We start from the raw sequence: 2,315 nt of genomic DNA, 5'->3' as shown, positions 1-2,315 counted from the left end.
AGGTAACACTGAGTGAAGAGGCTGTTACTGCTGAACTCGACAAGCTCCGTGAGCAGAATGCAATGGTCATCGACAAGGATGGCGCTGCTGAAATGGGCGACATTGTCACGCTTGACTATGTTGAACTGGACGAAGAGAAGAACGAGGTTCCTGGAACCGAACGCAAAGAGTTCGTTTTCACCTTGGGAAGCACCACCAATTTCTACCAGATTGATGAAGATGTCGTTGGCATGAAGAGTGGGGAAGAGAAGGTTTTCTCCAAGACCTATGCAGAGGATTCAACTGTTGAGGGGTATGCAGGAAAGACCATCACCCTGAAGGTGAATGTCCAGAGCGTGAAATTCCGTGATATCCCTGAGCTCGATGATGAGTTTGCACAGGATGTCAAGGAAGAGTACAAGACCGTCGATGACCTAGTGAAGGCAACCCGCGAGAAGCTGCAGGCAGCCCTCGATGCAAAGCTTGAGAATGAGAAGCTGAATGCATTGAGCGAGGCTCTTCTTGAGAAGGCTACCATCGCTGTTCCCCAGAGCATGATCGACATGGAAGTTGAGCAGAGTTGGAAGCGTTACATCCAGCAGATTGGCCTGAGTGAAGAGCAGATCCTGCAATTCCTCAAGTTCCAGAACCAGACCAAGGAGGATATCACCGCTCCTTGGAGAGAGGCTGCAGCAAAGTCACTGCGCATCCAGCTGATCATGGAAAAGGTCAAGGAAGCAGAAAACTTCACCGTTGAGGAAGAAGAATTGAACAAGGTTGTGGAAGAGCAGCTGAAGGATGTCACCGACCAGGCTCAGCGGGATTACTACCGCACCATGATCGAGGATGACTTGCGCTTCCAGAAGATTGCACCGTTCTTGCAGGAGAACAACACGTTTGAGGAAGGCGAGGAAGTCGCTTACGAGACGTTTATGAGCGAAACCTACGGCGCATAAGCCGTAGATGCTCAAGAGTGCATAGTGTGTGAAAAGGCGGTTCCTCACTGGTTCCGCCTTTTCAATCCAAGCTACCAAAGGGGGCTTTTACCATGAATATCCATCCCGAAAGGATGCAATCAAACATACCAATGGTCGTAGAGCAGTCAGGTGTAGGCGAAAGAGCCTATGATATTTTCAGTCGCCTGCTTAAAGACCGCATCATCTTCCTTGATGGGGAAATCAATGATGCAACAGCCGACCTGGTTGTGGCGCAGATGTTGTTCCTTGAGTCTGAGGACCCAACAAAAGACATCAGCCTTTACATCAACAGCCCCGGAGGTTCCGTAACCGCTGGTTTGGCTATCTATGACACCATGCAGTACCTGCATAGTGACATCCAGACCATCTGTATTGGACAGGCAGCAAGCATGGGTGCATTGTTGCTCTGTGCTGGACAGGAAGGAAAGCGATTCATACTCCCCTCGGCACGGGTCATGATCCATCAACCGTGGGGCGGAGTTGAAGGCCAATCATCCGATATCTCCATCCATGCCAAGGAGATTGGTCGTATTAAGAATCTTACCATTGACATCATCGCGAGGCATACCCATAAGACCTATGAGCAGATCGCCAAGGATGTGGAACGAGATTTCTTCCTCGGTAGTGATGATGCTGTCTCCTACGGCATCGTCGATAGTGTTATGAGAAGGAGTTAGTAATGGCAAGAAATGCAAAAGTCTGCTCGTTCTGCGGAAAAAGTCAAGATGAGGTCAAGCGATTGATCAGCGGACCGGGTGTTGCCATCTGTGATGAGTGCATCAAGGTCTGTAATGATATGCTTGCCGGAGACCCAAGCTTCCAGGAGGAAATGGTCGGTCTTCCCGAACACATCCCTACCCCTCAGGAACTGAAGGAGTACATGGATGAATACGTAATTGGCCAGGAAGATGCAAAACGAGTACTCGCGGTTGCAGTGTACAACCACTATAAACGTGTTAAATACCAGAAACAGATATCAGAGCAAGGCGTCGAGCTGGACAAGTCGAACATCCTGATGGTGGGCCCCACCGGCACAGGTAAGACATTGCTAGCCTCCACACTTGCAAAGAAGCTTCAGGTTCCCTTTGCTATTGCAGATGCCACCACGCTCACCGAGGCAGGATATGTTGGTGAGGATGTCGAGAACATACTGCTTAAGCTTATCCAGAATGCAAATGACAACATCAAGGCAGCTGAGTTCGGAATCATCTTCATTGATGAGATCGACAAGATTGCCAAGAAGGGAGAGAATCCTTCCATCACCCGTGATGTCAGTGGCGAAGGTGTCCAGCAGGCTCTGCTGAAGATCATCGAAGGTACTGATGCCTCAGTCCCTCCCCAGGGTGGACGCAAACATCC

The 2,315-nt window shown here is 49.8% G+C and carries 3 protein-coding genes; all 3 read left to right on the top strand.

The annotated features are described in order from the left end of the window. The coding region (gene tig, locus JF818_RS08640; protein WP_198891613.1) for a trigger factor at positions 1-935 on the top strand (935 nt) is incomplete at its 5' end. Positions 936-1,027: 92 nt separating this feature from the next. Continuing rightward, positions 1,028-1,633, top strand: coding sequence for an ATP-dependent Clp protease proteolytic subunit (locus tag JF818_RS08635; RefSeq protein ID WP_198891612.1), 606 nt, complete (start codon positions 1,028-1,030; stop codon positions 1,631-1,633). 2 nt (positions 1,634-1,635) lie between these two features. Continuing rightward, a partial coding sequence (clpX, locus tag JF818_RS08630; RefSeq protein WP_198891611.1) for an ATP-dependent Clp protease ATP-binding subunit ClpX occupies positions 1,636-2,315 on the top strand: 680 nt, incomplete at its 3' end.

This window comes from Sphaerochaeta sp. S2, assembly GCF_016406725.1.
Taxonomy (GTDB): domain Bacteria; phylum Spirochaetota; class Spirochaetia; order Sphaerochaetales; family Sphaerochaetaceae; genus Sphaerochaeta.
This window is presented reverse-complemented; position numbering and strand designations above follow the sequence as displayed.

Coding starts and splice junctions, on each gene's coding strand:
- JF818_RS08635 (WP_198891612.1), top strand. CDS start 1,028: ATGAATATCCATCCCGAAAGGATGCAATCAAACATACCAATGGTCGTA.